This window comes from Chryseobacterium hagamense (genome assembly GCF_007991455.1).
GTDB lineage: Bacteria > Bacteroidota > Bacteroidia > Flavobacteriales > Weeksellaceae > Chryseobacterium > Chryseobacterium hagamense.
The window spans coordinates 1-24,410 of sequence record NZ_BJYJ01000011.1; the positions used below are offsets into that span (position 1 = coordinate 1).

General features: G+C 40.9%; 18 protein-coding genes. 15 read left to right on the top strand and 3 right to left on the bottom strand.

All coding sequences use genetic code 11. The annotated features are described in order from the left end of the window. Positions 1-86: 86 nt before the first annotated feature. Complete coding sequence (panC, locus tag CHA01nite_RS11515) at positions 87-935, bottom strand: pantoate--beta-alanine ligase (RefSeq protein ID WP_146941587.1); 849 nt, start codon at positions 933-935, stop codon at positions 87-89. Between the two features lie 180 nt (positions 936-1,115). Between panC and CHA01nite_RS11520 the strand changes: the two genes are divergently transcribed. The 9 genes from CHA01nite_RS11520 (at position 1,116) to CHA01nite_RS11560 (ending at position 12,263) form a co-directional block, all read left to right on the top strand. After that, positions 1,116-1,886: a glycogen/starch synthase gene (locus tag CHA01nite_RS11520; RefSeq protein ID WP_146941588.1), complete on the top strand. Its 771-nt coding sequence runs from the start codon at positions 1,116-1,118 to the stop codon at positions 1,884-1,886. 10 nt (positions 1,887-1,896) lie between these two features. Continuing rightward, positions 1,897-3,498: a DUF4270 family protein gene (locus CHA01nite_RS11525; RefSeq protein ID WP_146941589.1), complete on the top strand. Its 1,602-nt coding sequence runs from the start codon at positions 1,897-1,899 to the stop codon at positions 3,496-3,498. Positions 3,499-3,525: 27 nt separating this feature from the next. Next, on the top strand, positions 3,526-5,379 hold the full coding sequence (glmS, locus tag CHA01nite_RS11530; protein ID WP_146941590.1) for a glutamine--fructose-6-phosphate transaminase (isomerizing): 1,854 nt from the start codon (positions 3,526-3,528) through the stop codon (positions 5,377-5,379). 108 nt (positions 5,380-5,487) lie between these two features. Then, complete coding sequence (gene porK, locus CHA01nite_RS11535) at positions 5,488-6,906, top strand: T9SS ring complex lipoprotein PorK/GldK (RefSeq protein WP_146941591.1); 1,419 nt, start codon at positions 5,488-5,490, stop codon at positions 6,904-6,906. Between the two features lie 62 nt (positions 6,907-6,968). After that, positions 6,969-7,658 (top strand): type IX secretion system motor protein PorL/GldL, encoded by a 690-nt coding sequence (gene porL, locus CHA01nite_RS11540; protein ID WP_146941592.1) that lies wholly within the window; start codon positions 6,969-6,971, stop codon positions 7,656-7,658. A gap of 53 nt (positions 7,659-7,711) precedes the next feature. Then, positions 7,712-9,298: a type IX secretion system motor protein PorM/GldM gene (porM, locus tag CHA01nite_RS11545; RefSeq protein WP_146941593.1), complete on the top strand. Its 1,587-nt coding sequence runs from the start codon at positions 7,712-7,714 to the stop codon at positions 9,296-9,298. A gap of 15 nt (positions 9,299-9,313) precedes the next feature. Further along, positions 9,314-10,252, top strand: a complete 939-nt coding sequence (gene porN, locus CHA01nite_RS11550) for a type IX secretion system ring subunit PorN/GldN (protein WP_146941594.1) — start codon at positions 9,314-9,316, stop codon at positions 10,250-10,252. Between the two features lie 55 nt (positions 10,253-10,307). Then, entirely contained in the window at positions 10,308-11,342 is a 1,035-nt protein-coding gene (locus CHA01nite_RS11555; protein ID WP_146941595.1) for an NAD(P)/FAD-dependent oxidoreductase, read from the top strand. A 657-nt stretch (positions 11,343-11,999) separates the two neighbouring features. Next, positions 12,000-12,263, top strand: a complete 264-nt coding sequence (locus tag CHA01nite_RS11560) for a SemiSWEET transporter (protein WP_146941596.1) — start codon at positions 12,000-12,002, stop codon at positions 12,261-12,263. A 58-nt stretch (positions 12,264-12,321) separates the two neighbouring features. Here CHA01nite_RS11560 and CHA01nite_RS11565 read toward each other — a convergent pair whose 3' ends face one another. Together CHA01nite_RS11565 and CHA01nite_RS11570 are read right to left on the bottom strand one after the other, a co-directional pair. Beyond that, positions 12,322-12,768, bottom strand: a complete 447-nt coding sequence (locus tag CHA01nite_RS11565) for an META domain-containing protein (RefSeq protein ID WP_146941597.1) — start codon at positions 12,766-12,768, stop codon at positions 12,322-12,324. 30 nt (positions 12,769-12,798) lie between these two features. After that, positions 12,799-13,203 carry a hypothetical protein gene (locus tag CHA01nite_RS11570; RefSeq protein ID WP_146941598.1) on the bottom strand — a complete coding sequence of 135 codons (405 nt, stop codon included), beginning with the start codon at positions 13,201-13,203 and terminating at the stop codon, positions 12,799-12,801. Positions 13,204-13,881: 678 nt separating this feature from the next. Here CHA01nite_RS11570 and CHA01nite_RS11575 point away from each other — a divergent pair. From CHA01nite_RS11575 to CHA01nite_RS11600, 6 genes are all read left to right on the top strand, one after another. Next, positions 13,882-14,274 carry a hypothetical protein gene (locus CHA01nite_RS11575; protein ID WP_146941599.1) on the top strand — a complete coding sequence of 131 codons (393 nt, stop codon included), beginning with the start codon at positions 13,882-13,884 and terminating at the stop codon, positions 14,272-14,274. A gap of 147 nt (positions 14,275-14,421) precedes the next feature. Continuing rightward, a complete protein-coding gene (locus tag CHA01nite_RS11580; protein ID WP_146941684.1) occupies positions 14,422-15,504 on the top strand; it encodes an efflux RND transporter periplasmic adaptor subunit in 1,083 nt (360 codons plus the stop codon). A 24-nt stretch (positions 15,505-15,528) separates the two neighbouring features. Then, a complete protein-coding gene (locus tag CHA01nite_RS11585; RefSeq protein WP_146941600.1) occupies positions 15,529-18,723 on the top strand; it encodes an efflux RND transporter permease subunit in 3,195 nt (1,064 codons plus the stop codon). Further along, on the top strand, positions 18,710-20,152 hold the full coding sequence (locus tag CHA01nite_RS11590) for a TolC family protein (RefSeq protein ID WP_170234725.1): 1,443 nt from the start codon (positions 18,710-18,712) through the stop codon (positions 20,150-20,152). The genes CHA01nite_RS11585 and CHA01nite_RS11590 overlap by 14 nt, the downstream gene beginning before the upstream one ends. A gap of 631 nt (positions 20,153-20,783) precedes the next feature. Continuing rightward, complete coding sequence (locus CHA01nite_RS11595) at positions 20,784-22,508, top strand: helix-turn-helix domain-containing protein (protein ID WP_146941602.1); 1,725 nt, start codon at positions 20,784-20,786, stop codon at positions 22,506-22,508. Positions 22,509-22,610: 102 nt separating this feature from the next. Continuing rightward, complete coding sequence (locus CHA01nite_RS11600; protein ID WP_146941603.1) at positions 22,611-24,146, top strand: M20/M25/M40 family metallo-hydrolase; 1,536 nt, start codon at positions 22,611-22,613, stop codon at positions 24,144-24,146. Positions 24,147-24,410: the final 264 nt, after the last annotated feature.

The window sequence follows — 24,410 nt, forward strand, 5'->3', positions numbered from 1 at the left end:
AGTACTGATCCCTTAGTCTTCATTTGCAAAAAATGCGCCACTGACCTGTGACGCATATTTATTTTTTTTCCTCAATTAAATTCTGACTAATCCAGATGCATATTGTCAATTAATCTGACACCATCCACCATGACTACAATAAATGCCCTGAAATTCCGGTCTTTGTAAAAGAAATCGGTTTCTCTGAGGGTTTCTTCGTCTGCAATTAAAAAATATTCAAGCTGCATGCCTCTTTGCTGATCGAAAATATCCTGCACCCGTGCTTTGATTTCTGGGATGGTAACCACCCTGAACCAGTCATTTACTTTTTTCAGGGTTTCAAAAATAACTTTTGAAGCCTCACGGCGGTCTTCCTGCAGTCTTTGATTTCTTGAGCTGAGTGCCAGCCCGTTCTCTGCCCTGTAAACAGGGACCCCCTTGATATTGATCAGAAGTTTTTTATTTTCTGTCATCTTTTTAATGATGGCCAGTTGCTGGAAATCTTTCTCTCCGAAATAAGCATTGTCCGGCTTCACCTGGTTGAAAAGTTCTTCCACCACGGTCCCGACCCCATCAAAGTGGCCCGGTCTCGATTTTCCTTCCATTTCATTTTCCAGTCCGCCGAAGTCATAATTGCGGCTTTCGGTTTTTTCAGGATAAATATCAGTTACTTCAGGAATGTACACCGCATCTACCAGTCCGGATTTTTCAAGGATGGAAATATCCCGGTTGATATCCCTTGGATATTTTTTAAGGTCATCCGGATTGTTGAATTGCGTAGGATTCACAAAAATTGATGAAACAACAAGATCATTTTCTTCCTTTGCCATTTTGTATAGTGATAAATGTCCGTCGTGAAGCGCCCCCATGGTTGGGGCAAAACCTATTTTCTTCCCCATTTCCTTCTGTCTTTCAATGAAATCCTGAAGAACCTTTTTACTTTTTAAAACTTCCATAGCTTTTTTTAATAGTAATTCAAAAATACTAAAAATATCATATAATTATCATACGATAAATATTGGTTTTAATAATTTCAGGAGGGAATTTTCGTAAAAAAATGTTAATTAAAATAATGTTAAATGTTTTTTCGTAATTTTGCGCATTAAAGCATTTTTACAAAAATTAGATAGAAGTTTATGCCGAATCAAAAAATACTGTACATTACTACAGAGATGTATCCATATCAGGAAGACACCAATATGGCTGCTGTGGTAAACAAAATGGCACTTAAGATGCACCAAGAAGGCAATGATGTAAGAGTTTTTATGCCAAGATTTGGACAGATAAGTGAAAGGAAATTCCAGCTTCATGAAGTGATCCGCCTGTCGGGGATGAACATTATTATCAATGACCTGGATCAGCCTCTTATTATTAAAGTAGCGTCTCTTCCGGGGGAAAGGCTTCAGGTTTACTTTATTGATAACGAAGAATATTTCAAAAGAAAACAATATTATTTTGATGATGAAGGACAGCCTTTCGAAGATAACGACGAGCGGGCGATATTCTTTGCCAGAGGAGTTATTGAAACCATCAAGAAATTAAACTGGGTGCCGGATGTAATCCACCTTAACGGATGGATGGCCTCTTTCGTTCCAATTTATCTGAAAACCTATTACGAATCGGATACGTATTTCAAAGACGCTAAAATTGTTCTTTCCCTTTATAATGAAAAAGATGCATCATTGGCATCGAATATCGGTGAAAAGCTGAGTTTCGACAATATTTCGGGATTAAAGGCGTTAGATAACCCAAGTGTAAAGAGTTTTGTCATCGAAAGTATGAACTACGTGGATGCAGTGGTAAAAGGCGACGAATTTCTGGATGAAGATCTGGATAAAGCCTTTAACGAAACGGCAACGCCGAAATCGGAATATCTGGACGTAGATTCTATCAATCAACTTTATTAAACCCATTTTAATGATCCATACTATTAAGAAAGCAATCGCTATATGTTCTCTGGTGATTTTCGGAAGTGCCGTCCTTTACAATTGTGAACCTGATGCCGATACTTTAGGGGAACAGCTGTTTTTAGACGGAGCTGCACAGGCAAATGAGGTGTCTTATCCTGTGGTTGCTTTTAATATCAATAATAATGACAGTATCCGGAGTGATGCTTCAAAATTAACTTACGGTGTTCTCGGAGCTTTCGATGAAGGGCAGTTCGGAATGCAGAAGGCTTCTTACCTAACACAATTGAGATTGTCTACTTACGACCCTGATTTCGGAACCAATGCAACGGTTGACTCCGTGGTGTTGGTCGTGAAGCCAAGATATGCTTCGGATTCCGTTACAACCAATACGGTAGATGACAATTATACCTTTACCACGGCTACTGAAACCAATGTAAATGCCAAAAAGGTAGTTAATACCTATCCGGTTTTAAAATTCGGTAAAGCGAAGAGAACATTCAATATCAGGGTTCATGAAGTTGATGAATTTCTGAAAGGGGTTTCAGACAGTGTGAAATCCAACCAGACCTTTGCTTTCGGAGCCGTATTGGGAACCAAAGAATTCAAAGGAAGTGTAAGTTCGGTAGCCATTACCAAAGATGACGGCGGGGCCGCTTTATTTACGGCGGCAACTCCGGGAATCAGGATTCCGTTGGATAAAAACTTTTTCCAGAATAAGATTATTGCCAAAAAAGGACAGCCTGAACTTCAGGATGCCTCAAACTTTACCCGATATTTCAAAGGAATCAGGATTTCTGTTGATGAGCAGGACGGATACCTGTTCCAGTTCTCTCCAAACGATATGGAGCTGATCATGTATTACAAATATGACAATACGACAACTACCCCTACAACCAAAACACAGGCAACGTATTCGTTTGCATTAGGATCTGCGAATACGCATATCGGCCAATATCAGTATAACAGAACAAGCTCAATACTAGGAAACTCTACTATTGGAAACAGAAGCACTGGTGATTCAAAACTTTTCCTTCAGGGGATGGGAGGGCCTTCCATAGGAATCAAATTACAGGAAGGAGTTATTAATGATCTTAAAACATTGTATCAGAATAATAAAGCAGCAATTATCAGCGCTAAAATTAGAATTTATACAGATGCAACAAATTGGAATAACAGCTATACAAAGCCAACGGAATTTACTTTTCTGCAAAAGTATAAGAATAATCCTGTAGTTATTAATTCTACGACTGGTAAGCCCGTAACTGTTACAAAGTTTACCAGTGATTTATTAAATTTATCAGGGCTTGCAGGATATACTATCTATAAAACTTATGATTTAACTAAAAATCCTGCATACTATGATTTTATAGTGACAAAGTCTGTTAAAGATTTGGTTGAGAATACATTAGATCCTGATGCTAAAATAGATGCGTCCACTTTGTATTTCAGAATTGACATGGGATCGTTTCAGACAAACGCTGCAGGTACAGGCCTGGCAGGACAAAAATATACTTCAACTCCTTATAATACCAGCAGAGCAGTATTTGTAGGGACAGACGCCGGTAATGCAAACAGAGTACAGTTGAAAATTATTTACGGTACAAAATAAATTATTAAAAAACACTTTCAAAAAAATATGTGTGGAATTGTAGGATATACAGGTTTTCAGGACGCTTACGATATTGTAATCAATGGTCTTAGAAGGCTGGAATACAGAGGGTATGACAGTGCCGGAATCGTTCTGGAAAATAAAGACAACAAACTTGAAGTTGAAAAAACGAAAGGAAAGGTCGACGATCTCGTAGAAATCTCCGGACAGTTAAAAGGAACTGCCAAAATAGGAATGGGGCATACCCGATGGGCAACCCACGGAGTTCCAAGTGACAGGAATTCCCACCCGCATTTATCGAACAACGGCAAAATTGCGATTATCCATAACGGGATCATTGAAAATTATGATACCCTTAAGACCATGCTTACGGATAAAGGATTCAGCTTTAAATCTGAAACCGATACTGAAGTTCTGGTTAATCTGATCCAGTATTTTATGGATCTGAATGTGGAAATGGATTTCCCTACGGCAGTAAGATATGCCCTTAATGAAGTATATGGCGCTTACGCCATCACCGTGATGCATGAAGAATATCCGGGTGTTCTGGTCGTTGGAAGATTAGGATCGCCTCTGGCGATCGGAATCGGTGATCAAGAATATTTCATCGCTTCGGATGCTTCACCTTTCGTGGAATTTACAAAAGAAGCGATTTATCTGGAAGAAGGCCATATGGCAACCATCTCCCTGGAAAATGGAGTAGATATTCGGACCATTATCGAAAATTCCAAAATAGAGCCGGAAATCCAGGAACTTAAATTAAGTCTGGAGCAGATTGAAAAAGGAGGTTACGAACATTTCATGCTTAAAGAAATTTTCGAACAGCCCAAGTCTGTGCAGGATACCATGAGAGGAAGGCTTATCGTAGAAGAAGGCGTAATCAAAATGGCGGGGATCTGGGACCACATGGAAAAGTTCAGGAATGCCAACAGGATTATCATCATTGCCTGCGGAACTTCGTGGCATGCAGGTCTTATCGGTGAATATCTGATCGAAGAATATGCAAGAATTCCGGTGGAAGTGGAATATGCTTCGGAATTCAGATACCGGAACCCGATCATTACCGACAAGGACGTGGTAATCGCCATTTCCCAATCCGGCGAAACGGCAGATACCATGGCCGCATTGAAGCTGGCTAAAGAAAGAGGCGCATTCATCTACGGGATCTGCAATGTTGTGGATTCTTCAATTGCAAGAATTACGGATGCCGGATCTTATACGCACGCCGGTCCTGAAATCGGGGTAGCTTCTACAAAAGCATTTACAGCACAGCTTACCATCCTTTCCCTGATTGCCCTGAAATTAGGAAAGCATAACGGAAATTTGGGAAATGCCGACTTTATGAGCCTAATCGCAGAACTGGATGCGATGCCTAAGAAAATTGAGGACGTGCTGAGTTCAACACACGAACTGGTACAGGATATCGCAAAAGACTTTGTACAGGCTACCAACTTCCTGTATCTGGGGAGAGGCTATAATTATCCCGCAGCACTGGAAGGTGCTTTAAAATTAAAAGAAATCTCTTATATTCATGCTGAAGGATACCCGGCTGCCGAAATGAAACACGGTCCGATTGCATTGATTGATGAAAATATGCCGATCGTTATCATTGCTCCTAAAAAAGGGCATTATGACAAGATTGTAAGCAATGTTCAGGAAATCAAGGCAAGAAAAGGGAAAGTAATTGCTGTTGTCAATAGGGGAGATGTTCAGGTAAGCGCAATGGCAGACTATGTTATTGAAATTCCTGAGACTTCAGAATGTTTCTCACCGATCGTCGCATCTGTACCTCTGCAACTGCTGGCATACTATATTGCCGTATACCGGGGCGCGAATGTGGATCAGCCGAGAAACCTTGCAAAATCGGTAACGGTGGAATAAATATTATAGGTAAATAAAATAAATTTAGATTTCTTCCGTTATTTCAAAAAAAATCTTAAAAGTTTCTTAAAAAAATTATATATTTACGGCTTAATTATAAAAATTAACATGAAAAGGATATTTCTTTTATTATTGTCTGCGTCGGTAGCATCGGTATCTTGTTCAGGTGGGGGAGCCTCTTCGGTAGGTAAACCGGGAACAAAAGGAGAATTGATACCTAGAGAAAAAACAAAATCATTTGTTGCAGAAAGACCATTTGGTATGGTTGCCATTCCTGCAGGATCGTTTGTCGCTGGGTTAACGGATCAGGATTTCACAGATAGTCCTGAGAAAGCTCAAGCAAAAACGGTTACCGTTTCTTCTTTCTTCATGGATGAATCGGAAACTACAAATGCAGAATACAGGGTATTTATCAACTACGTAAGAGATTCCATTGCGAGAACTTTACTTGCTGAAGCTGCCGGAGAAGGCGGTGAAGGAAAAGGTAGAGGAACCAATATCGGAGATTACGCATACCTTGCTCAAAAAGAAGAGAATTTAACACCATATCAGGAATATTTAGAAGGACAGGGCGGTGGAAACGAAGGAAACTTCGACCCTACCAAAAAACTGGACTGGAAAGTGCCATTGCACTGGAGTACTTCCAAGTATCCTGACGTAGAATACGCAGAAGTGTTAGAATCAATGTACTTACCGGCTTCGTCAAGAGTAAGTAACGAAAGAATCCTGGACGTGAGTAAATTGAAATATACCTACAGATGGGGAGATATGGATGCTGCTTTGGCAGACAAAGAAAGAGGTGTTAATTATCTCAGAAGCGAAAGCATCGCCGTATATCCTGATACTACGGTTTGGGTTAAAGATTTCCATTTTGCTTATAACGAACCATTGTTCGAACAGTATTTCTGGCACAAAGCTTACAAAGACTATCCTGTAGTAGGGGTAACCTGGGACCAGGCAAGAGCTTACTGTAACTTCAGAACCAAATTGAAATCTGATTACAATGAAAGTTTAAAAAGAAGAAAGCAAAAACCATTGATCTTCAGACTTCCTACGGAAATCGAGTGGGAATATGCAGCAAGAGGCGGAATGCAGAATGCTACATATCCTTGGGGAGGTCCTTACCTGATGGACGACAGAGGTTGCTACCTGGCTAACTTCAAACCGAAGAGAGGTAACTACATGGAAGACGACAAAAAAGGTACTTATACATATACTGCTCCGGTAAAGAAATTTAAGAAGAATGGATACGGGTTATTTGACATGGCTGGAAACGTTTCTGAATGGACAGAATCTGCTTACAACAACTCTTCATACGGATTTGCATCTACATTAAATCCTTCTACCAAAGATAAAGTTGATACTAAAAAATCAGTTAGAGGTGGCTCCTGGAAAGATGTAGGATACATGCTGATGAACGGTGCGAGAGATTGGGAAAGAAAAGATTCGGCAAGAAGCTATATCGGATTCAGAACCGTGCAGGATATTCCTGAAGCTGCTGTTAAACCAAGAAAAGTTAACAGATAATCTATTCATTAAACACTATTTTCAATAACAATTTTATTTAACATTAAAAAAAACTAACTTATATGTTTAAGACTAAAGATGCTTGGATGAATTTCTTCTATTCATTCGGTGCTGCAATTGTAATTCTTGGAGCATGGCTTAAAATTACCCACATCACCTTGGGACCGATCAACGGTAACATAGCCCTTACCGTGGGACTTATTACAGAAGCAATTATCTTCATTATCTTCGCTTTCGACCCGCCGAAATCTGAAGAGTCTTATGCCTGGGAAAATGTATATCCTGAATTATTGGATAAGCATGCAAACCCTAACCCATTACATTCCAATACTTCTAAAAACAGTGCTGCTCAGTTTGCTGAACTTGAAAATTCACTTTCAACCAAATTGGACAAAATGCTTCAGGATGCTAAACTTGATGTACAGTTATTCGAAAGATTGAGAACAGGGATCGATAAATTTTCAAGCTCAGTAGATCAGATCAATCAGACGGTTGACGTATCTGCTTCCACCCATAAATATAATGAGCAACTTAATAAGGCCGCTCAGCACATGGAAAGCATGAACGCTTTATATTCAATGCAGATGGAAAGCACAAAGAAACAAGCTGAGTTTACCAATAAATATGTATCAGATATGCAGAAATCTGCTGAACAGTCTGAAAAATTCAATCAGGAATTACAGGGTTTAACTTCAAACTTAAACAATTTAAACAGAGTTTACGGTGGTATGTTAACTGCTATGAAATCTTAATTTTCCAAACCATTTTTAATTTAACTACTTAATAAAAAAACAAAGAAAAGAGAATGGCAGCAGGAAAACAGACCCCTCGTCAGAAGATGATCAACCTGATGTATTTGGTGTTCATCGCGATGATGGCCCTAAATATTGATGCGGAAATCATCAGGTCGTATTATGACTCCACCAAGGCGCTTAATGAAACCCGGATGTTAACGGAAAAAAAGAACGAAAAGATATTTGAAAAAACCCTTGAAGCTAAAGCACAGCAGGTACCGGATACCTATGCGCAGCCTTGGGCCCAGTATCAGGTTCTTAGAGATAAAATCAACAGCCTGGTAAAATCTGCACAGGACATAAAGGTTTCTCTTAAGAAGAAATCTGAATTCCATGACAAAGATGCGCAGGGAAAAGATATTGATGTAAGTGAAAACTTTGCTGCATTGAACAACAATGAGGCGACCACTGAGTATTTCTTTAAGGAAGGTGATGAAAATACACCTTCAAAAGGAGCACTGGATCTGAAATCTAAAATTGATGATGTAAGAAATTACATCAACGCAACTTTTGGAAACAATCCCCAGTTGAAAGATCTGGTAGAAAGAGCCAACAAGTCATTGATCGCAGAATATCCTAAAGGAAAATCTCCGAACGAGAAAACATGGTTCCAGAACAAGTTCTATCATCAGCCATTGATCGCAGCGATCTCTAACCTGGAGATTATCCAGAATGATGCCAGAAACGTTCAATCGGATGCGTTAGCTTTGATGCTTCAGGAAAAAGTGGATGCAAGCATTAAATTCAACAGCTATGAAGCTATCGTTTCTGCTCCGGTAGATGTGGTGGCAGGAAAACCTGCAGAAGCTGTTGTCATGTTAGGAAACTATTCAAACAGCAACAAAATCAACATCTCCGGCGTAAGCAGACAGGAAAACGGAAAAGGATACGCTTCATTGAATACAAGCGGAATCGGACAGAAAACGTTCAGCGGAAATATTACATTAACTGATGCAACCGGTAAGGCACAGAACTTCCCGTTCACACATACTTATAATGTAATTGCAGGACCGCAGGAAGTGAAGCTTCAGCAAGGATTATTGTTATCTGCTGATAAGATGAATGTAATGTATAGAGGTTTAGAAAACCCTGTATCTGGTTCTATCTTAGGCGCTGATAACTCTAAACTTTCCTTATCTGCTCCTGGTGCTGTGGTAAGAAGTACAGGTCCTGGAAAATGGAGCGTGAAACCACAGTCAGGAAATACAGTTAAATTAACACTTTCAGGAACAGATCCTTATGGAAAATCAATTACTCAGGTATTTGAGTACAGAATTAAAAATGTACCGCCGCCACAAGGACAGATGAGAGGCCAGAATGTATTAACAATGCCTGCGACTTCAATTCCGAATCAGACCGTTCAGGCTGCTATTCCTGATTTTGATTTCCCGGTATCGTTTACTGTTACTGAATTCATGGTGAGAATTCCTGGTAAAGCAGCAATGCTTGTAAAAGGTAATTCATTATCTGATGCAGCAGGTTTGTTGAAAAATGTTAGGCCTGGAGATGATGTTTCAATTATCGAGATAAAAGCAACAGCCCAAGGGTTAGAAGGTCCTATCAAGAGAATCACTCCAATCATTATACATGTTCCATAATTTAAAACAATAAAAATGAAAAAATATATTAGCAGTCTTATGGTATTAGCTTCTGGGTTTGCATTTTCCCAGACTATACTAAACGCTTCATCGCCCGAGGAGTTTAGACAGATGAGAGCTGAAAATACCAGAAAAATAGGGGATTCTATAGTAAGCAATAAAGTTACTCCTCTGGAATATGGCTACGTAGATGAGAAGGATATTCTGAAAAGCATGTTCGTTTGGGAAATTATTGACCTAAATGATAAAGTTAATCAGCCTTTTTATTATGATAATCCGAATGGACTTCAATCTAAAACTACTAGATCTTTGTATCAAATTTTGCTGGATGCAGCAATGAATGGTGAAGTGAAAGAAGTTTATGATGATGAAAATTTTACTACAAAACTGACTCCTGAGCAAATAAAGGCGAGATTGCAGAAAGTCGTTGCGAGTGATGTTTTAGTAGATATTATTGCTTCAGGTAGAAAACCGACCGAACAGGAAATCAAAGAAAATACTGATATTTTTGAAACTACAACGGATAAGGTCAAAGTACTTAAGATGATGGGGATGTGGTTTATTGATAAAAGAGATGGACAGCTGAAATACCGACCTTTAGGAATTGCTGCTATGGGCCCGGATCCTGCTGTACAAGGGGTTTATGATGCGGAAGGAAAAGCAATTGCAGGGAAAGATGAGCTTATCGATCTATTCTGGATCTATTATCCGAAAGCCAGAGATATCTTAGCAAACAATTACGTTTATAACAGGAAAAACTCATCTGCCGATTTATCTTTTGATGACCTGATCAACGCTAGACGATTCTCTTCCGTGATTTACAAATCTTCTTCAGGAATGGGTGACGGTGTTATCGACGACTATGTTCCGAACGATGCCGATGCACAGATTGAAGAAAGCGACAGAATTAAGGCGCAGATCCTTAAAATGGAAAATGAAATGTGGAATTATTAAGATTTCACTTGTCAAGTATAGAAAACCTGAGTATTTTTACTCAGGTTTTTTTATTATGAGTACGGTAGACTATATCATTGTCGGAGACGGATATGCGGGGCTTTTCTTTGCCCACCAGCTGATCAGGAACAACAAATCTTTTATTTTGTTTTCGGAAGGGAGAAAGAGTGCTTCACAGGTCTCTGCCGGGATTATCAACCCGGTCGTCCTTAAAAAATTCACAACCTTCTGGAAAGCGCAGGAACAGATTGATTTCCTTAAAAAATCATTGCTGGAAATCCAGGGCTACACAGGCAGCAACTATTTAATCGATGCACCGATCCACCGGATCTTCCACGATGAAAATGAACAGAAGCTCTGGAAAAAGAAATCCGTCAGTGAAGAGCTTAAAAATTTTTTAAGTGAAAATTTTGATCTTTTGGAAGGGGTAAAAAACGACTTTCTTACGGGAAAGGTCGATCAGTCTGCCAGGCTTGATGTAAGCGGATTTTTCATAGGTCTATTCGATTTTTTAGATGCCGGAGGCTATTTGCTTAAGGAAAGTTTCGATTATGATGAGCTTAATGCTGAAAAATCGCAATATAAAAACTTTCAGTTTAAAAATATCTTATTTTGCGAGGGGATGGGGGTGACCAAAAACCCTTTCTTTTCAGATATTCCCGTAAATCCGAATAAAGGACACCATATCAAGGTGAAACTCTCAGAAGAAATTCCTGAAAATATAACCATTAAGAAAAAGCATTTTCTGTTTCCCGTTAATGATGGACTTCATTTTTACGGCGGAACCTACGACCGGGAACAGTTGCATGATCAGGTAGATGATTCAGCAGTAGAACAGCTGAAAAAGGGATTGTCTGAAATTTATCAGTCGGCATTCGAAATTGCAGACGTTAAGGTAGGCTTCAGGCCAACGGTAAAGGACCGCAGACCCATTATCGGCAGGCATCCGGAACACCAGCATCTGTATGTGTTCAACGGACTTGGTGCACGGGGAATATTAAACGGATGTTATTTTTCCAAAAACCTTTATAATTTTATTGAAGAAGGAATCCCTTTGCCGCCGGAAGTTTCTGTCGATCGTTTTAAATAGCCTGATTTGAGCTATTTACTTATTGCTAATTGCCTATAAAACAACGCGAATTCGATCATGGTTAACGTACGTTCAGTAATTTAAGCAACTAAGGAAAACAAAGTCAAGACGAATTCGGTCACGGTTTTTAAGTACAGTTCTTCCTGGTCAGAATGAACAAAGGTTCCCATTTCTGACAGGATCTTATCCAATTCTGTAGTAAGCCGTCCTTTCAGGAATTTAAAACAAGATAAATCAGACCTTATTTTAAGGCTGTTTATTCAGTATTAAACAAAAATTTCACCTGATACAATGACAAAATGTTTAGTCTGATTATTAAGACCTTTACATCTGTTTTTGACAGAGAGACTTCCGGCGTCCAGCTTCCCTCTTCCCGCCTGTTCACTCCATTTCTTCTTCTGGTTTACGTTAAAACAGAAAGCAAAAGTCAGGTTCCGGAATGAGGATTGAAATAAATTTTCCAGTTGCTTAACCAACAAATGATTTTATCTGATAATCAGTGCCGCTGATCGTAGTTTTAGCTAAGAAAACTTCCCGCTCCCAGCTTATTACCTGGCTTCTGTTGCGGGTCTACATCAAATAAATATGATATAATTGACCTTAAGCATAAAATAATCTGAAAATTATTCGTATCTTAATAATCAAGAATAATGGATTATGGATGAAAATCTTTTAGGGATCATAGCAGGGGCTTTAACTTCAGTAGCCATGCTTCCGCAGCTGTTGAAAGTCATTAAAAATAAAAATGCAGAGGATCTGTCATGGGGAATGCTGATGGTGCTTATCTCCGGGCTTTCTTTGTGGGTTTGGTATGGATTCCTCAAAGACGAACTTCCCATTATTCTTTCCAATGCCTTTGCTGTACTCGTTAATATTACCCTGTTAATATGCTGTATCATATATAAAAAGAAATCTTCATAAAAGGGCGAACACTTCCGCAGGACAGAAGTGTTCTTATATATGATGATGTGTTTCTGAACTATCGCTGAACAACAAATTTTGCCAAAGGAGCCATCCGGGCTTTGTTAAGCATCAGCGTATCCCCGTTTACCGAATAATTATCGGCGGTAAGAAGCGCCTGGGTAAAAGCACGTTCCGTGGCAAGATCGTCGCAGGCAATCATGGTCGACATGCCCTGGTTGAATTTGATGCGCATCGATTCCGGTTTTATTTCAAAAGTTCCGCCTACGCCGTTGCATCCTCCATGCCCTGTATACCTCATATCAGCCTTATTGAGCATGAAATGAGGATTAGCTGCCGGATTTACAAGCGTTATCGGTTGGCCGTTAATTTCAGTAAGTTTCCAGGTTTTTCCGGTAATGTCACCCGGTTTTCCGGACGAAGCCGTAGTTCCCTGCTTACTGGCACAGGAACCTATGGTCATTACAACCGACAGTGAGCAGAGAAAGGTGATGGTATTTTTCATATTAAGATTTTGTAGTAAGGATTAAAGGAATTAATAAGAAGCCATCTTGGTACCGGCGGAAGAAGCCTTGTTTTTCTTATGGTGAAAAAGGACTATATTATAATCTTTTTTCAGAAAAGTAACTTCTCCACGTACATCAGAAAACTGATAAAAGGCATCATTAGCCGTAAATTCCGGGAGTTTGTCATTCTTTTTAAGTTCGTATGTTTTTCCATCCAGCCTTACAGTAACCGTATTGTGGGCATCATTAACCGCTACTTCAAGCTGATCCCCGAAATCATCAGTGTAAACCTCTTTTGTAATAGGGTCGGTACTTTTTTTGACGTCAGCTGTATTTTCAGGAATAATTTCTTCCTCCTTTGACTGATGCCTGCAGGCTGCCACCGCAGTGAGCGGTATCGATGCAATCATAATGGTTTTTACTAACTTTTTCATAATAATAAGCAATTTCATTGATTCGTGAATAGTTTGGTGATGTGATCGTATAAAATTACAAATTTATTAATCATAATTTGTTAATTTTTTATAAATTAATTAAAAATTCTTATATTTTAAATATTATGATCTCATTTTTGATGAATCGAAAAGCGGAATTGCATTTACAAAAACCATGCTAAAGAAGCTGATGCAAGAAAGAAATACGAGAAAAAGTCGAATTAAATTACGTGCAGATTTTTTAATTGTACGGAATCACACTCAGCAGAACTTCTTTTCGCATGCTTAATGTTTAAGGCACACCCTCATATTATTCCGGCATAAAGATGATTTTTTTTAATATTAACTTATATATTGATGCTTTTGTTTGATTTTTTATTAATAATTAGGTTTAAATTTAAATTTAATGCATTTAAATATGGATTTTAATAAATGTTAACAATAAATTAGGTTCCGGGAGCTGATTATGGTTTTATTACCCTGATGATTACCTGTGTTCTTTAAATTTTTTTTATGTCTATAATGTTTATTTTAAAGTAATTACATCGGTTAATTTACAATTTATTAATAAAATTCAGGTATTTTAAAGTAATGTTAAAGATTGTTAATGTAAACGTGATGTAACGGGATTGTGTAGAAATCTAATAAAACTAAAAACTACCTTTGTCCCAGAAAATCATGAGAAACTACATCGTATATTTTTTAACTGCTCTTTTTCTTCTTTTCGTAGTGGAAAGCAAGATCAATGTACGGACTTTGAAAAGCAGCGATACGAATCATCCTTCTCAGAATTTACCGAAAAAAGCAAACCGTCTGAACCAGACTTACGAAAAACTGACCATTCAGCAGTCGCCGGACAATACAGCCAATGCTTATTCTCTGGAAATTACAGAAGACAACTTTCAGTTTTCAGACAGCTTTCAGGCCGTTATTGTGTTTGCCGGCATTTTTACCCTGGTCTATATTTTCGGACTTCAGAGTTTCAAGAAATCAAAGCCTGCTCTGCATGGCTTTTTATCAGGATTCTCTACCGTTAAAAGGTTCATCCTGATCCGTTCCATAAGAATTTAAACATTCCGTTTTGTACCGTTTTTTCTGCTGATCCGTTCAGTGGGAAATATCTCTGCGTTGTGTTGCCGGTAATCCTCACAGCAGCTGAATTCCAATTACCATCTTCCTATTAAAACATTAACGATTTACATAAACTCTAACATTATGATTAAAAGAGTTGTCGCAGGCATTGCGCTAAGCAGTATTTTTTTGTTCACCGGTTGTAACAAGAAAACAGAAGAAAAAGAAGAAGCCACCGTATATCCCGTAACCACACCGCTCGTGATGGATACGGTGATCGACAAAGAATTTGTGGCTCAGATCCGATCTGTAAAGAACATCGAGGTCCGCGCCCAGGAAAAAGGCTTCCTCGAAAAGATCTTTGTAGACGAAGGCCAGTTTGTCCGTCAGGGGCAGACTTTATTCCGGATTATGCCTAAACTTTACCAGGCAGAACTCCTGAAAGCACAGGCAGAAGTTGCCCAGGCTACAATAGAACTGAAAAACGCCAGTACGCTGGCCAGTAACAACATCGTGTCCAAAAATGAACGGTCTATGGCAAAAGCCAAACTGGATGCTGCCAATGCAGAAGCCAAACTGGCCCAGATTCACCTTTCGTTTACGGATATCAAAGCGCCGTTTTCAGGAATAATAGACAGGCTTCCCCTGAAACTGGGAAGTTTGGTGGATGAAGGAGATTTACTCACCTCCCTCTCCGATAACAACGATATTTATACTTACTTCAACGTATCAGAACCCGAATACCTGAACTATCAGAGAAATGTAGCCTCCAGGGGAAGCGATCAGGTAGCCCTTGTCATGGCAAACGGAGATGTATTCCCACAGAAAGGGCAGGTACAGACCATCGAAGGACAGTTCGACAGTGAAACCGGAAATATTGCCTTCAGAGCAAAATTCCCGAATCCGGATAAGCTGCTGAGAAACGGGGAAACCGGAAAGGTAAGAATGACCCTGCCGCTGAAAAATGCCATGCTTATTCCGCAAAAAGCAACCTATGAAATCCAGGATCAGAAATACGTCTTTGTAGTAGATAAAAACGGAACCGTAAAATCCAGAAACATCAAAATCGCTTATGAGCTGCCGGATGTTTATGTAGTGGCTTCAGGACTTTCTACAGGAGATAAAATATTGCTGGAAGGCGTTCAGAAAGTGAAAGACGATCAGAAAGTTAAGATAAAGGTTCAGGATCCTAAAAAAGTTCTTCAGTCGTTGAAATTAAAAGCAGAGTAGGACTCATTAATGAAGTAAGTAATTATGTTTAAAAAATTCATTCGCAGACCTGTTCTGTCTATCGTAATCTCTCTGATTATCGTATTTATGGGGGTTTTATCCCTCACCAAACTGCCGGTTACCCAGTTTCCGTCCATCTCTCCGCCTAAAGTAAACATTACTGCAGAATATCCGGGAGCCAACAACGAATTGTTGATCAAGTCCGTGGTTATTCCGCTTGAAAGAGGTCTGAACGGCGTACCCGGGATGAAATACATGACTTCCGATGCCGGAAACGACGGGGAAGCCTCCATTCAGGTGGTTTTCGATCTGGGAACCGACCCTAACGTAGCAGCCGTAAACGTTCAGAACCGGGTGTCTTCCGTAGTAAACAAACTTCCGCCACTGGTCGTGCGTGAAGGGGTAAAGATTACCCGTGAGGAACCCAACATGCTGATGTACATCAACCTGTACAGTGATGATCCTAAAGCCGACCAGAAATTCCTTTTCAACTATGCCGATATCAACGTGATGTCCGAACTGAAAAGGGTAAGCGGGGTAGGTTTTGCCGACATCCTGGGAACCAGAGAGTATGCCATGAGGATCTGGCTGAAACCGGACCGTCTGACAGCTTACAGCATTTCTGCCGACGAAGTGATGGAAGCCCTCAACCAGCAGAGTCTGGAAGCTTCTCCGGGTAAAACGGGGGAAAGCTCCGGAAAAAGATCCCAGTCTTTCGAATATATCCTGAAATATCCGGGACGTTTCAATAACGAAAAAGACTACGGAAATATCATCCTGAAAGCAAATCCTGACGGAGAGTTCATCCGGTTGAAAGATGTGGCCGATATCGAATTCGGTTCGTCCATGTATGATATCTATTCTACCCTGAACGGTAAGCCTTCGGCAGCGATCACGGTGAAGCAGTCCTACGGTTCCAATGCGAGCGACGTTATCAAAAACGTAAAATCGCTGATGGCCGAACTGCAGAAGACCACCTTCCCGAAAGGAATGCATTATGACATCAGCTACGACGTTTCCAAGTTCCTTGATGCGTCCATCGAAAAGGTAGTTCATACCCTGTTTGAAGCCTTTATCCTGGTTGCTATCGTAGTGTTCCTTTTCCTGGGAGACTGGCGTTCCACACTGATTCCGGCGATTGCCGTTCCGGTTTCACTGATCGGTACCTTTGCCGTTATGTCCGCTTTTGGCATTACCCTGAATATGATCTCGCTCTTTGCCCTGGTAATGGCGATTGGGGTAGTGGTTGATGACGCGATTGTGGTTATTGAAGCCGTCCACGCCAAAATGGAGGAAAAACATCTGTCTCCGTTGAAGGCAACGGAAGAAGCCATGCATGAAATCAGCGGAGCAATTATCGCCATCACGCTGGTAATGGCATCGGTATTTATTCCGATTGCATTCATGTCCGGTCCTGTCGGGGTTTTCTACCGTCAGTTCTCGATTACCATGGCTTCTGCAATCATCCTTTCAGGAGTAGTGGCTTTAACGTTGACGCCGGCATTATGTGCTCTGATTTTAAAGAACAACCACGGGAAAGCGAAAAAAAGAACGCCGATTACCATCTTCCTGGATAAATTCAATAATTTATTTACTAAGGGAGCCGGGAGATACGAAAAAATGCTGAACAAAACGGTAAAGAAAAAAAGCATTACGCTTCCGTTGTTGCTTGCATTTTGCGCATGTACCTTCTTTTTAAGCAATTCATTGCCTTCCGGGTTTATTCCGTCCGAAGACCAGGGGATGATCTATGCCATCATCCAGACTCCGCCGGGATCTACATTGGAAAGAACCAACCAGATTGCCAAGGAACTCTTGAGAGAATCTGAAGGTATCGACGGTGTACAGTCGGTATCCTCACTGGCAGGATATGAAATTTTAACGGAGGGAACGGGCTCGAACTCAGGAACCTGTCTGATCAACCTTAAAAGCTGGGAAGACCGTAAAGAATCGGCTGCTGAAATTATTGAAAAGCTGGAAGAAAAAGCCAAGAATATTCCGGGCGCCAATATCGAGTTCTTCCAGCCGCCTTCCATCCCGGGATACGGTGCGGCAGGAGGTTTCGAACTCCGTCTGCTCGATAAGGCCGGTAGCGGGGATTACCAGAAAATGGAGAAAGTAAGCAACGATTTTGTAAAGGAACTGAAAAAACGTCCTGAACTGGGATCCGCATTTACTTTCTACTCGGCAAGTTTCCCTCAGTATATGCTGAAGATCGATAACGATCTGGCAGAGCAGAAAGGGGTGACCATCGAAAATGCAATGGACAATTTATCCACCCTGATCGGTTCCAATTACGAAACAAGTTTCATCCGGTTCGACAGGCCTTATAAGGTAATTGTCCAGGCAGGTCCGCAGTACCGGGCCTTGCCAAGTGACCTTTTGAAACTCTATGTGAAAAATAATAAAGATGAAATGGTGCCTTATTCAGACTTCATGCATCTGGAAAAAGTATACGGTCTGTCAGAGATTACAAGGCATAATATGTATAATTCAGCCGAAGTAAGCGGAACGCCGGCACCGGGATACAGCTCCGGACAGGCCATTGCAGCCATTCAGGAAGTTGCGGACAAAACGCTTCCGAGAGGTTTCGGGATCGACTGGGCCGGGATCTCCAAAGATGAAGTAAGCCGTGGTAATGAAGCGATCTATATCTTCCTGGTGTGTTTGGGATTCGTTTATCTGATCCTTGCCGCACAGTATGAAAGCTTTATTCTGCCGCTGCCGGTAATTTTATCGCTGCCTACAGGGATTTTCGGAGCCTTCCTGTGTCTTAAATTATTAGGGCTGGAAAACAACATCTACGCTCAGGTAGCCATGGTCATGCTGATTGGTCTGCTTGGTAAGAATGCCGTGCTGATTGTAGAATTTGCCGTCCAGAAGAAAGCCGAGGAAGGAATTCCGGTTGCCAGGGCAGCCATCGAAGGGGCGGCCATCCGTTTCCGTCCGATCCTGATGACCTCATTCGCATTCATCGCAGGTCTTATTCCATTGGTATTGGCAACAGGACCGGGAGCAGTCGGTAACCGTACCATCGGTACTGCCGCTGCAGGCGGGATGCTGATCGGAACGATCTTCGGACTGATGATTATTCCGGGATTGTATTACATCTTCGGAACCATAGCCGATAAGTCGAAACTGGCCCGGTATGAAGAAGAAAACCCTTTAACAGAACAAACAGAACCGTATCAACACGATGATAAATATGAAGATTTATAATAAATATATAGCAGCCATTGCCTTATCGCTTGTTTTAGCAAGCTGTAAGGCGCCGATGGCGACCGTCATAAAAGATGAGGTAAAGGAAAACGTGCCTCAGAACTTTAATCAGGATGACCAGGCGGATGCCAACAACAATACCGGAACCACTCCGTGGAGGCAGTTTTTTACGGATCCCAATCTGGTAGCCTTAATCGAAACCTCACTGAAAAACAACCAGGAGCTGATGATTACCCTGCAGGAAATCGAAATTGCCAAAAGCAATGTTCTTGCTAAAAAAGGACGGCTAACCCCAACGGTTGGTGCCGGAGGCGGTGCCGGAATAACAAAAGTGGGACGTTACACCAGCGAAGGAGCCGGGGATGCCAGCACGGATATTGAACCCGGAAAAGCGGTGCCCGATCCGATCATGAACTTTGGAGGCGGACTGACTGCAAACTGGGAAATCGATATCTGGAAAAAACTGAGAACGGAGAAAGAATCGGCTGTTGCCCATTATCTTTCAACCGTGGAAGGCAAAAATTTCGTATTGTCTAACCTGATTGAAGAAGTGGCAGACAATTACTATGAATTGCTGGCACTGGATAACCAGCTGGATATCATACAGCAATACATCAAGCTTCAGCAGAAAGCCCTGGAGATTTCAAAGATCCAGAAAGAAGCCGCCGCCGCAACGGAGCTTGCCGTGAAGAAATTTGAAGCGGAACTGGCTAAATCCAAAGCAACGGAATATACCCTCCGACAGGAAATTACGGAAAAGGAAAATGAAATCAATGCGCTTTGCGGGCGTTACCCACAACCGATTATCAGGACGAAGGAGAATTTTATGACGACGATCCCGCAGACGGTTTATACCGGGATCCCATCCCAGTTGCTGGCGAACCGCCCGGATATCAAACAGGCCGAGCTGGAGCTGAAATCCTCAAAACTGGATGTGGAAGCGGCTAGAAAAGAATTCTATCCAACCCTGGAGATCTCCGCTACGCTTGGATTGGAGGCATTTAAGCCTTCTTATCTGGTAAAGCTGCCTGAATCCATGGCTGCCAGCCTGGCAGGAGAGCTGGCTGGTCCGCTGATCAACAAAAGTGCGATTAAAGCTAATTTCCAGGCCGCGGATGCCAAACAGATCCAGGCTTTGTACGAGTATGATAAAACGATTTTAAATGCCTATCTGGATGTAGCGAACCTGATGTCGAAGATTAAAAACCTCGACCATTATTATGAGCTGAAATCCCAGGAAACAAAATCGCTTGAACAGTCAATAGATATTGCGAACCAACTGTTCCGGAATTCCAGAGCGGATTATCTTGAGGTTCTGCTGAACCAGAGGGATGCACTGGATGCCAAAATGGAACTGGTGGAAGCAAAACAAAAACAGCTGAGTACAGTTGTTGATATTTACAAAAGCTTAGGCGGAGGCTGGAAGTGATTGTAAATCCTTAATGTTTTAAAAAGAAAAGAGGCTGCCCGCAAGGAACAGTCTCTTTTCGATTAAAACTGAAAACGTTAATGAAAAGCTTCCTTTTAAAGAATCTTCTCTTCCCTCATTACCTGTATGGTGTACAGGCAACTACATTAAATTGTATAAATGGTTATTAATTTCTGAAAAAGGTTATTAGTTTTAAAAAAAATTAAATTTTAAAAACCAGCCTTCCCTAAAAGTAATTATTCCGATTAAGGAAGGTGGTTAGATTTATGAATAGAGAATCATCATGTTTTTTTAGTATTAGTTTTTACCCTGAAATTTATCTTACCGTGTTTTTTTGGCGGCTCTATTCATGAAATCTTAAAGATGGTTTCCGTTTAGTTTTGTTTTCGGTTAGTTTTCTGAATTCAAAATTATCATCTTGACCTGATAAAAAAAAATACTTGTTGTCTCGATTTGTAAATTATGACGTCTTAATTCGTGAATTAGGGATATTTAATGAGTTGATCCTGAATTTATTATTTTGTAAAATAGAAATAGTTCGATAATTGCCATTAATTCATTCCCTATTGATAAAAACTAAGGTATTTTATGTACTTTTGACGCCAGATTGTAGAGAAGATAATTTACTAAGGTGGTCCAAAAACTATTATTTCTCATTTTTACCGGAATTTTTACAGCCCTTCTGTCCCAGGATGGCTATAGCGATTTCTATAAAATGCGTGAGAAGTATGAGGATTTTCCTGAGAACGACCAGAAAGCTTTTCCTTTTCTGCAGCCGTATATTGATAAGGCAAAAAAGGAGAAGAATTATGAGAAACTGGTTCAGGGATATAAGGACGGGGTATTTTTTGCTTTTTTAAGTGAAGACAAGCTGAAATACGCCGACAGTATGATCTGGGCAGCCAATCAGTCCAGAAGCGAAGATCTCCGGATCATCTCCCATATCGACAAAGGGGTGGTATATTATTACCACTACAAAAAGTACCAGCTAGCCCTGAATGAATACCTCGAAGCCTACAAGTATTCTAAAAATACCAAAAATGAATATCTGAAGTACCAGAACCTCTATCACATCGGGGTCATAAAGAGTTACCTCGGATATTATGAGGATGCTTCCGAACTGTTTATGAAATGTCTTGTTTACTACCGTGAAAAAGCCAGATCGGTCACCAAACTTCATCCGAACGAAATTTACAACAATAAAAAAGGATATCTCAACAGCCTGTATCAGACGATTATCTGCTACAGGCACCTTGGGAAATATAAAGAAGCCGATGAAGCCATACAGACCGGCTTCTCTGAAATCGGCAATAATCCTGAATACGATCTTGAAAAAGGATATTTCCTGCTTTCCAGAGGGATTTCCGAATACAGGCACAGCCGTTTTCAGCCGGCTTTGAAAAATTTAAACGAAGCACTCCCCGCCATCAAAAGCAGCCGGGATTTCGCAAGGCTTTCAGTAGGATATTTCTACATCGGCAAAAGCTATTCCGGCCTGAAAAAAACGAAGGAATCGGTAGTGTACTTTAAAAAGATCGATTCTATTTTCCGGAAGCACCAGTTTATGCTTCCTGAATTAAGGGAAAACTATGAAATCCTGATTGATTATTCCAGGAAAGAGAAAAACCAGGCCCAGCAGCTGTATTATACCAATCAGCTTCTGAAAGCGGACAGCATTATGTCGAAGGATTTTATTTATCTCTCTCCCAAAATGCATAAAGACTACGATACCAATAATTTAATGGATGAAAAAGATAAACTCCAGAAAATAAATTATCTCGGGACCATCATTATTATTGTGCTGATTGTCTGGGCGATAGGGTTGGTTGCTCTCTTGACCAGAAGGCATAAAAAAGCAAAGGAAATCCAGCAGAAGTACGTGTTGGTGGAAGAGAAATTCACCGCCAGCCAGAATTCAGAAAAGGGAACTGCTGAAGCGGTTGCCCTTCCGATGGTGGAAGAAAAAAGATTCAGTCTTAATGAAGACAAGGTGGAAGAGTTGCTGCAGAAGCTGAAAGCTTTTGAAGATAAAAAAGAGTTTACTCAGAAGGGACTTACGATCGGTAAGCTGGCAGCTCAGCTCGGTACCAATTCCAACTATCTTTCCCAAGTCGTTAATGAATATAAAAAGGTAAACTTCAACAAATACCTGAGCGAGCTCCGGATCAACTATATTACCAACCTTCTTTTTGAGGATAAAAAATATTTAAAATACAACATCGAAACCCTTGCCAGGGAATGCGGCATTGCCTCCCGGCAGAATTTCTCCGATCTTTTTTATGAGATCAACGGCATCCGCCCCACGGATTTTGTAAAAAAAAGAAGGGAGGAGCTTGAGAATGACGGGAATAGATGAATTTAGGCTGGATTTTAATTCGAATATACAGTATTAGCAGTCTGATTATTTTTAAATCAAAATAATCCTTTGTCTTTCTTATCTTTGGTTAAATCAATTTCCATGAGAAAACTCCTGTTCATCCTTGCCGGCATCATCGTCATTTTAATTATTGTTGTTCTGATCAAAACGCTTACTTATCCTTTTAAAAAAGTAAATTCAAAGAACGGGGAGGGCTGGAAGATGGTTAAAGATGACATGGCGATTCAAAGGCTTTCGGGCGGACTGAAAATTCCGTCGGTTTCTGCCGGGAAGCTGGGGGATTTTGATTATTCTGCCTTTGATACCATCAAAGAATACCTTGAAGCCTCCTATCCTTCAGTTTACGGAAACACAGAATTTGAAGAAATCAATACATACGGACTGGTCTTTAGATTGAAAGGCAGTGATCCGTCGCTTTCTCCCATTCTTTTTCTTTCCCACACCGATGTGGTTCCTCCCGGAGATGCGGAAGTGAAAGATCAGAGCAAAAATATGTTCAGGCCGGATGACAAACCTTTGCCTCCGGTTTCTAAAGTAGCCGAAGACTGGGATTACGGGCCGTTTTCCGGAGCAGTGGCCAACGGAAGGATTTATGGCAGGGGAGCCATCGATATGAAAGGCATGCTGTTTTCGCTGATGGAATCACTGGATAATTTAATTAAAAGCAAGCATGTGCCGAAGCGGGATATTTACCTGGCTTTCGGATTTGATGAGGAAGTTGGCGGACAGGAAGGAGCCGCAAAAATTGCCGCTTATTTTAAAAGTAAAGGCCTGGTATTTGATGCCGTCTACGATGAAGGCGGATTAATCCTGGAAAAAGGCAGTGTCGCAGGAATCAATTCCGAGGTAGCAGTTATCGGTTGTGCCGAAAAAGGATTTCTGTCGGTGAAGATCAAAGTAAAAGGACTGGGCGGGCATGCTTCCATGCCTCCGATGGAAAGCGCGATCGGGAAAGCGGCCGTGATCATGCAGCGGCTGGAGCGCGACCAGATGAAACCGATAATCACGCCGCTGATCAATCAGTTTTTTACCAATATCGGTGGCTCCATGTCTTTTGTCAGCCGCATGGGAATTGCCAACCAGTGGCTGCTTAAGCCGGTGCTTTTATCGCAGCTGACCAAAACCAATTCTACCAATGCCTTGGTTCGTACGACAACGGCCTTAACGATGATGAAAGGAAGCGACGCGCCCAACGTGCTGTCTCCGGAAGTGGAATTCGTCGTTAATTTCAGGCTGCTGCCGGGCAATACCGTCAGGGATGTAAAAGCGCAGATTGCTGAGGCGACCAAAGGTTTTGATGTGGAAGTTAAAGAAATCGACAGTGTAAAAGAAGCCTCTGCCGTGTCACCTACCGGTACCAAAGCCTTCAGACTGATTGAAGCTGCGATTAAAGAGATTCATCCCACCGCCATAGCCACACCATATCTTACCGTCGGAGGGACGGATGCGTACAAATACCAGATCGTCAGTAAAAATATTTACCGGTTTATGCCGATTAAGATCAACGATGCGGAAAAACAATCCATCCACAGCACCAATGAATACCTGAGCATTGAGAACTACATGAAAATGATTCATTATTTTGAGTACATCATGCGGAATTATGATCAGGAATAGGCTGGAAAAGGGCGTCTGTATGCCGGAAGTTTTTCTTTGTCAATCGTACAGTCAACCGGCTTAAATATCAAAAAGTGATTTTCCAGTTTCTGAGAAAAACGCTGTGTGAAGTCTTAATTCATTCAGCTTTCTTGTTTTATGCAGCTGATTTTCTAACATCGGAACTCCGGAGAAGTTCTGTCTTTTTTAAGCTCTTACTATTTTAAGTTACAATGTCATCAGATGTGCTGAGTAGCCTCAGTATTTCAGGCTTTTACAGGGAAT